Here is an 8,523-nt window from a genome sequence, read left to right as displayed (position 1 = left end):
TCGGCTGCAAATCCGCCGAACTCGTTGACTCTCCCGGAGGGTGAGCGCCGCTCGCGGCGGCATTTTCGTGATTGAACCATCATCCCGGCCGCGACTTATCCTCCAGCCTCATTGCCGCAGCCCATCGCGCATGGACTGCGCTTGCGTTCCGGAGGGATTGCATGAGCCCATCCCCAGCCCGTTCCGGGCCTCGGACCACATCGAAGCCCGCCAAACTTTCCATCTCCCTCACCGTCAACGGCCAGAGGCTCACCGTCGAAATTGCGCCCTGGACGACGCTGCTCGATCTGCTGCGCGACCGTCTCGATCTCACCGGCACCAAGAAGGGCTGCGATCATGGCCAGTGCGGCGCCTGCACGGTCCTGCTCGACGGACGCCGCGTCAACGCGTGCCTGACGCTCGCCGTCATGAAGGACGGCGCCGATGTCGTCACCATCGAGGGGCTCGCCGATGGCGATGTGCTGCATCCGCTGCAGCAGGCGTTCATCGATCACGATGCTTTTCAATGCGGCTACTGCACACCGGGACAGATCTGTTCGGCCGCGGGCCTGATCGCCGAGGGCAAGGCCAGGACGGCAGACGAGATCCGCGAGTTGATGAGCGGCAACATCTGCCGCTGCGGTGCCTATCCCAACATCGTTTCCGCCATCCAGCAGGTGATGGAGCGGATGGGAGGCGAGCCATGAACAATTTTGAGTATTCGCGTGCGACCGACGTCGCCGATGCCATCAGGCAGATCGCGGCCGACCCGGCAGCGAAATTCATCGCCGGCGGCACCAACCTGGTCGATCTCATGAAGTACGACGTCGCGCGGCCGGCACGGCTGATCGACATCACGCAGCTGCCGCTCAAATCCCTTGAGGAAACGCCGGACGGCGGCGTGCGCATCGGCGCGCTGGTGCCGAACAGCGACCTCGCCTATCATCCGCTCATCGCCGACCGCTATCCGCTGCTGGCGAGCGCGATCCTTGCCGGCGCCTCGCAGCAGCTCCGCAACATGGCCTCCACCGCCGGCAACCTGCTGCAGCGGACGCGCTGCTTCTATTTCTACGACACCGCGACGCCCTGCAACAAGCGCGAGCCCGGCTCGGGCTGCGCCGCGATCAAGGGCATCAACCGGATCAACGCGATTCTCGGCACCAGCGACGCCTGCATCGCAACCCATCCCTCCGACATGTGCGTCGCGCTGGCGGCACTCGATGCGCGCGTGCATGTCACGGGCCCGGCGGGCGCGCGCAGCATCGCGTTCGCGGATTTCCATCGGCTGCCGGAGCACTCGCCGCACATCGACACCACGCTCGAACCGGACGAGATCGTCACCGCGATCGAGCTGCCGTCCAAAGGCTTTGCCAAGAACTACAGCTATCTCAAAATCCGCGACCGCGCCTCCTATGCCTTCGCGCTGGTGTCGGTCGCCGCGGCGCTGGAGATCGACAGCGGCCGCATCAGAGAGGCGCGCGTCGCACTTGGCGGCGTCGCGCACAAGCCGTGGCGCAGGATCGATGCCGAGGCCGCGTTGCGCGGCGAGGCGCCCGACAGAACCGTCTTTGCGAAGGCAGCGGATATACTGCTCAAGGGCGCGAGAGGCTATTCCCACAACGCCTTCAAGATCGGCCTCGGCCGGCGCGCAATCCTGCGCACGCTCACACAGGCGGCGAATGCCACGCCGCAGATTCAGTCCGTCAAGAAAATCCGGTGAACGTCATGGCAGCCACCATCGGCACTTCCACCTCCCGCGTCGACGGCCGCGCCAAGGTCACGGGCACCGCCAGATATGCCGGCGAGTTCAACGTGCCCAATCTCGCCTACGCGGCCGTCGTGACTTCCACCATTTCCAAGGGGCGCATCGCACGCATCGATATAGGCCGCGCGCGTGCCGTCGAAGGCGTGCTCGACGTCCTGACCCATGATGTCAGGCCAGAAATGGGGTCGACCGATCAGGACTATCACGACGACGTGGCGCCGGAAGGCGGCTCGCCATTCCGGCCGCTCTATGACGAGGCGATCAGGTTCAACTATCAGCCGATCGCACTGGTGCTTGCCGAAGACTGGGAGACCGCCGTCTTTGCGACGACGCTGGTCGACATCGAGTACGAGGAGCAGGCCTTCGCCACCGACCTGCACGCGGGGATCGACGCGGCACATGCGGTCGACAAACCTGAAAAACCGCGCGGCGATGCGCTAAAGGCGCTGCAGGGAGCGACGGTGCGGCACCAGGCGGACTACTTCATTCCGCCCGAGTATCACAATCCGATGGAGCTGTTTGCCGCAACTGTGGTCTGGAATGGCGACGGCAAGCTCACGATCTACGACAAAACGCAGGGCGTACAGAACGTGCAGCGCTATGTCTGCGGGGTGTTCGGACTGAAGCCGGAGGACGTACGCGTGATATCGCCCTTCGTTGGCGGCGCATTCGGCTCGGGCCTCCGCCCGCAATATGAGGTGGTGCTGGCGACCCTCGGTGCACTCCATCTCAGGCGCCCGGTGCGGCTCGTGCTCAGCCGCGCCCAGATGTACGGGCTCGGCTATCGGCCTGCGACCGTCGAGCGAATTGCGCTCGCCGCAAACGGCCGCGGGCTCGATGCGATCACCTATGATGCGATCGCGATGACGTCGCGTTACGAGGATTTCTCGCGCAACGATACCGGCTGGGCCGAACAGCTCTACACGTCGGCGAATGCCCGCTACACGCACAAGCTCGCGTCGCTTGATGTCGCCACGCCCTGCGACATGCGCGCGCCGGGGGCGGCAAGCGGCGTCTATGCGCTGGAATGCGCCATGGACGAACTGGCGGTCGCGCTGCAGCTCGATCCCATGGAATTGCGGCTGCGCTGCTACTCGGACCGGGACCAGGGCGCGGGGCTGCCCTACACCAGCAAGCAGTTGAAAGAATGCTACCGTCAGGGCGCCGAGGCCTTCGGTTGGGCTCGGCGCAACCCGGCGCCGCGCTCCATGCGTGACGGCAGCGAACTGTTGGGAATGGGCATGGCGACCGGGGTCTGGGAGGCGCTGCAGGTCCAGTTTGCCAGCCGCATCGTGCTGACGGCCAATGGTCATGCGGAAGTCTCCTCTGCCGCGTCAGACATCGGCACCGGCACCTACACTGTCGTGGCGCAGGTCGCCGCCGACACGCTCGGCCTGCCGATCGACAGCGTGACCGTGAAGCTCGCCGATTCGAGCCTGCCCAAGGCCCCCGTCGAAGGCGGATCGTGGACGGCCGCCTCGATCGCGCATGCAATCGTCAATACCGCAGCCGACATCCGAAAGGAGCTGCTCGGCCTCGCGCAGACCATGCCGAACACGCCCCTCGGAGGTCTGAAGCTGGACGATGTGGCGCTGGTGGATGGCATGCTCATGGCCCGGAACGACCGCAGCCGGGCGGTGGCGGTCGCGGACGTCATGCGGCACGGCAAGCTCGACCGCATCGAGAAGGAGCGCTCGTCCGATTTCAAGGAAGATGACAAGCACGCGCACAACACGCACTCGGCCGTCTTCGCCGAGGTCAAGGTGGATGAAGAGCTTGGCGTCATCCGCGTGACGCGGATCGTCAACGCGGTCGCCGCCGGGCGGATCATCAACACCAAGACGGCCGCGAGCCAGATCATGGGCGGCGTGGTGTGGGGCATCGGCATGGCATTGCAGGAGGAGGCCCTGACCGACCACGCCTTCGGCCGCATCATGAATGCCAACATCGCCGAATACCACGTGCCGGTGAACGCCGACGTGCACGACATCAAGGTGATTTTCGTCGACGAGCCGGACAGCGTGATCAATCCGCTCGGCATCAAGGGTGTCGGCGAGATCGGCATCGTCGGCGTCGCCGCGGCGATCGCCAATGCCGTCTATCACGCGACCGGCAAGCGCGTCCGCGATCTGCCCATTACCCTGGACAAGCTCGACCGGTGAATCAGAGCATGAGGGGCTCAGGCCCGGTCGTCGCCAGGTGAACCGCGTTCGCGGCGCTAGATCACCACGGGCTTGTCCGGCAGCTCGTTGCGCTGCGGGGTTTGTGGCGGAAAATGTTTCGCGAGCTCTCGCGACACCGCGGCGATGCCGCTGACGACGCCGGCCTCGAACTGGCCGCTCCTGAATTCGGCTTCCATGTCGCGGCAGATGTTTTCCCAGCCGGCGGCGCCGACGTAAGCGTCGATGCCGCGATCGGCGACGATCTCGACGTCACGGTCGGCGAGCAACAGATAGATCAGCACGCCATTGTTGTGCGCCGTATCCCAGATCCGCAAATGCGAGAAAACATCGAGCGCGCGCTCGCGCGGGTGCTGATCGCGAAACAGCGGCAAACCATCGAGCGCGCCCTCGACGACGAAGCGCACTTGTCCGGAATGGGTGACTTCGCCCGCCCTGATCGCAGCTTCGATCCGCACCAGCACCGGCGGCGCAAAGATCCGCCGCACCCGCCAATGGTGCTCGAGGAGATGCCTGCCGATCCGCCTGATGCCCATGTCTCGAACACGTCCTTACCAGCTTCCGGAGGCGCCGCCCCCACCAAAACTGCCGCCGCCGCCGGAAAATCCGCCGCCGCTCGAGCCTGAACTGCCGCCGCCGCTCCAGCCGCCACCGCCACCCCAGCCTCCGCCGCCGACGTATCCACCGGAGCGGCCGCGATAGGTCGGACCGGCGGTCGCAAAACCATTGCTCAGAAAGGCGATGACGAAGGCGACGGCGAACAGCAGCAACGCGACCAGCATCGATCCCGCGAAAGCCCACGCCACCACGCCAACGAGACCGCCGGTCGCCGCCGAGCCGAGCAGGCGACCGAACAGCGCACGCAACATGCCGCCGGCCATGATCGATCCGATGATGATGAAAGGTGCGAACTGAACGATGGACTCCAGATCGAGATCCCCGCCTTGAGATGCCTCCGGTTGCGGCGCAGGCAGGGGCTCGCCGTCGATGACCGCGATGATCCGGTTGACACCGGCCGCAATGCCGCCGGCGAAATCGCCAGTGCGGAATCTCGGGGTAATGACCTCATCGATGATGCGCCTTGCGGTCACGTCAGTGAGCGCTCCCTCGACCCCATAGCCGACCTCGATGCGCAGCTTGCGGTCGTTCTTGGCAATCACCAGCAGCGCGCCGTCATCGATCTTTCGCCGGCCGATCTTCCAGGCCTCCGCCACGCGAATCGAGAACTGCTCGATGGTCTCGGGCTGCGTGGTCGGCACGATCAGCACCGCGACCTGGCTGCCTTTTCGCATCTCGAGATTCTTCAGCGTCTGCGTCAGCGCGGCGATATCGCCGCTCGTGAGCGTGCCGGTCTGATCGACCACGCGCCCCGTGAGCTGTGGAATCGCGACATCGGCACGGGCGAGAGAGGCCCAGGCGATCAGCAAGGCGAGAATGAGGAAGCGCAAAGCCTTCATCGCAGCGATTCTCGCGTTGGATGCCGCTCTCTCAACTCCCCCTTGCGGGGAGGGGTCGGGGATGGGGGTCCACAGACTCAGCTGTTCGTGTGGTACCCCCCTCCCCAGCCCTCCCCCGCAAGGGGAGAGGGAGCGCAGCTTCGCCGTGGAGGCAGTGCATCTTCATCTCTTCAGAGTCTGGATTCGTTCCCCGCCTACTTCGCCGGCTGCGGCGCGGGCGTCGGGCTCGGGCCGAAATCGACCTTTGGCGCGGTCGAGATTTCCTTCTCGTTGTCCACGGTGAAGTTCGGCTTCTCCCTGTAGCCGAACGCCAGCGCAGTCAGATTGTTCGGGAAGGTGCGGATGCCGACATTGTACTCCTGCACGGCCTTGATGTAGCGATTGCGCGCCACCGTGATGCGGTTCTCGGTGCCTTCGAGCTGCGACATCAGATCGTGGAACAAGGCGTCCGACTTCAGTTGCGGATAGTTTTCCGTCACCACCAGCAGCCTCGATAGCGCGTTGGTCAATTCGCCCTGCGCCTGCTGGAACTTCTGAAACGCGGCGGGATCGTTCAGCACCTCCGGCGTCGCCTGGATGCTGCCAACCTTGGCGCGTGCATTGGTGACCCCGAGCAGCACGTCCTTCTCCTGCTGGGCAAAGCCCTTTACCGAATTGACGAGATTCGGCACCAGATCGGCGCGGCGCTGATATTGGTTAACGACCTCCGACCAGCTCGATTTGACCTGCTCGTCATTGCTCTGGATCGCGTTGTAGCCGCAATTGGTGAGGCTCAACGACATGACCGCCGCCAGCGCGGTGAAAAATCGGCGCATGAAAAATACTCCCGTCACGGTGCTCCCTGACGTATCTAGCAGAATGGTCCGGTCAGGTAAGCGGCGAAAATCGCATTCCCGGGGCAGCCAGTACGCCTTGCGAGGTCGGCTTGACCGCCAGCGGATTCATTCCGGGGCAATGCGAAGCATCGAACCGGAACCTTGAGATTTCTTCGCGTCTGCGAGGCGCCCCGGAATGACCGAGGACTTATTCAGCCGCCGCTTTCCCATCGCAGATCGCCTGCCAGATCTTTTGCGGCGTCAGCGGCGTATTGAGCTGGCGGATGCCGAGCTCGCTCAAAGCATCCATCACGCCATTGGTGACGCAGGGCGGGCCGCCGATCGCACCGGATTCGCCGCAGCCCTTGGCGCCCAGCGGATTGGTGCGACAGGGCGCGCTATCGTCCAGCGTCACGCTGATCGGCGGAACGTCCGACGCGCGCGGGATGCAATAATCCTGATAGGTTGCCGTCAGCAATTGTCCGTCGCCGTCATAGGCCACGGCCTCATAGAGCGCCTGCCCGATGCCCTGCACCACGCCGCCATGAACCTGCCCGGTCACCAGCATCGGATTGACCGCAACTCCGACATCATCGACCGTGGTGTAGCGCACGACGCGGCTGATCCCGGTCTCCGGATCGATCTCGACCTCGCAGATATGGGTGCCGTTCGGCCAGCTCGGCCCGTCCACCTCGCCCTCGCTGTCGACCGACAATTTTGCGCCGTCCTCTTTCCCCGCGATCTCGAACAGGCTGATGCGCCTGTCGGTGCCGACCACCGTGAGCCAGCCGCCCTGATATTCGATGTCGCCGCTTGATGCCTCCAGCAGGTTCGACGCCTTCTCGCGCGCCTTGTTGATCAGATCGCTGGACGACACCGCAACCGCGGTGCCGCCGACGAACAGCGAGCGTGAGCCGACGCTGCCGAAACCGAGCGCGAGATCGGTGTCGCCCTGCACGACGTCGATCCGGTCCATCGGAACGCCCAGGGAGTCGGAGATCATCTGGGTGTAGGTGGTCTGCAGCCCCTGCCCCATCGCCATGGTGCCGGAATGCAGGATCACGCGGCCCTCGGCCGTCGCATGCAGCGAGACTTTTTCATTGTGCGCGCGCCCGCCGGTCCATTCGATGTAGCTGGTCAGCCCGCGGCCATAGAGCATGCCCCGCTTCTTCGCCTCGCGCTTGCGCGCGCCAAAACCGTCCCAGTCGGCGAGCTTGGTCGCGCGCTCCAGCATGTGCGCGAAAGCGCCGGAGTCGTACACCTGGCCGGTGGCATTGGTGTAAGGCAATTGCGCGGGCTTGATGTAATTCGCCTTGCGGATCGTGCGCGGGTCCATCCCGATCTGGCGCGCGGCGGCATCGAACAGCCGCTCGACGATGAACACCGCTTCCGGCCGTCCCGCGCCGCGATAGGCGCCGACCGGAGCCGTGTGGGTCATCACGGTCTTGACCTCGAAATGCACCAGCGGCAGGTCGTAGACGCCGGTCTGCACGAACGGGCCGAGCACCAGCGGGATGATGTTGCCGGTGCCCGATATGTAGGCGCCGGTAGCGCCGACCGAGCGCACGCGATAGGCCAGCACGCGGCCCTTCTCGTTGAGCGCAAATTCGGCGGTCGAGGTGAGATCGCGGCCGTGCGTGCCGCCCAAAAATTCGTCGGTGCGGTCGCCGCGCCAGCGGATTTTCCTGTTCAGCTTCACCGCCGCATAGACGACAAGGCCGTCCTCCGGATAAAGGCTGGTCTTCTGGCCAAAGCCGCCGCCGATATCGCCGACCAGCACGCGCACGCTCTCCTTCGGCCGCTTCAAGATGGATTCGGCGAGCAGGTCGCGTGTCGAGCCCGGCGTCTGCGACTGCACATGCAGCAGCAGCCGCCCGGTCTTCTTCTCGATTTCCGCGATCGTCGCGCGCGGCTCCATCGCCGAGGGCGCCAGGCGCTGGCTGACCAGATCCAGCGACACCTTGTGCGCAGCAGACGCGAACGCCTCGTCGACCTTGGCCGCATCGCCATAGCTCATCGCCGCCACGATGTTATCAGGCGCATCGGGCCAGACCGCCGGCGCGCCCGGTCTGGTCGCCTCGATCGGATCGACCACCGCAGGCAAGACTGCATACTCGACCGCGACCGCCTCCGCTGCGTTCTGCGCGATCAAGCGAGAGGACGCAACAACGGCTGCGACCGGCTCGCCGGTAAAGCGCACCACCTCATGCGCCAGCAGCCGGCGCGGCGGCACCGTCATCGGCTTGCCGTCCGGCCGCTTGAAAATCGCAAGCGTCGGAATGGCGCCGACATCGTCGCGGACGAGGTCAGCGCCGGTGAAGACGGCC

At 65.1% G+C, this 8,523-nt stretch carries 7 protein-coding genes; 3 read left to right on the top strand and 4 right to left on the bottom strand.

What is annotated here, in order from left to right; genetic code table 11:
- Positions 1-161 precede the first annotated feature (161 nt).
- The 3 genes from JOZ76_RS18215 to JOZ76_RS18205 are packed head-to-tail and all read left to right on the top strand — an operon-like array spanning position 162 to position 3,906.
- Complete coding sequence (locus JOZ76_RS18215) at positions 162-686, top strand: (2Fe-2S)-binding protein (RefSeq protein WP_291700417.1); 525 nt, start codon at positions 162-164, stop codon at positions 684-686.
- A complete protein-coding gene (locus JOZ76_RS18210) occupies positions 683-1,699 on the top strand; it encodes an FAD binding domain-containing protein (protein ID WP_291700415.1) in 1,017 nt (338 codons plus the stop codon). The genes JOZ76_RS18215 and JOZ76_RS18210 overlap by 4 nt, the downstream gene beginning before the upstream one ends.
- 5 nt (positions 1,700-1,704) lie before the next feature.
- Positions 1,705-3,906 carry a xanthine dehydrogenase family protein molybdopterin-binding subunit gene (locus JOZ76_RS18205; RefSeq protein ID WP_291700412.1) on the top strand — a complete coding sequence of 734 codons (2,202 nt, stop codon included), beginning with the start codon at positions 1,705-1,707 and terminating at the stop codon, positions 3,904-3,906.
- Positions 3,907-3,962: 56 nt separating this feature from the next.
- On the opposite strand, the gene JOZ76_RS18200 is transcribed toward JOZ76_RS18205, so the two are convergent.
- The 4 genes from JOZ76_RS18200 to JOZ76_RS18185 form a co-directional block, all read right to left on the bottom strand.
- Positions 3,963-4,460: a TPM domain-containing protein gene (locus JOZ76_RS18200; protein WP_291700410.1), complete on the bottom strand. Its 498-nt coding sequence runs from the start codon at positions 4,458-4,460 to the stop codon at positions 3,963-3,965.
- 15 nt (positions 4,461-4,475) lie between these two features.
- Positions 4,476-5,381: a TPM domain-containing protein gene (locus JOZ76_RS18195; protein WP_291700408.1), complete on the bottom strand. Its 906-nt coding sequence runs from the start codon at positions 5,379-5,381 to the stop codon at positions 4,476-4,478.
- A gap of 194 nt (positions 5,382-5,575) precedes the next feature.
- Positions 5,576-6,196 (bottom strand): LemA family protein, encoded by a 621-nt coding sequence (locus JOZ76_RS18190; RefSeq protein ID WP_291700406.1) that lies wholly within the window; start codon positions 6,194-6,196, stop codon positions 5,576-5,578.
- A gap of 208 nt (positions 6,197-6,404) precedes the next feature.
- Positions 6,405-8,523 (bottom strand): xanthine dehydrogenase family protein molybdopterin-binding subunit (locus JOZ76_RS18185; RefSeq protein ID WP_291700404.1); only part of this gene is annotated, 2,119 nt, incomplete at its 5' end.

It is taken from the genome of Bradyrhizobium sp. (genome assembly GCF_019244115.1).
Classification (GTDB): Bacteria; Pseudomonadota; Alphaproteobacteria; order Rhizobiales; family Xanthobacteraceae; genus Bradyrhizobium.
Note: the sequence above shows the minus strand (reverse complement) of the source record. Positions and strands in the feature narration are given on the sequence as shown.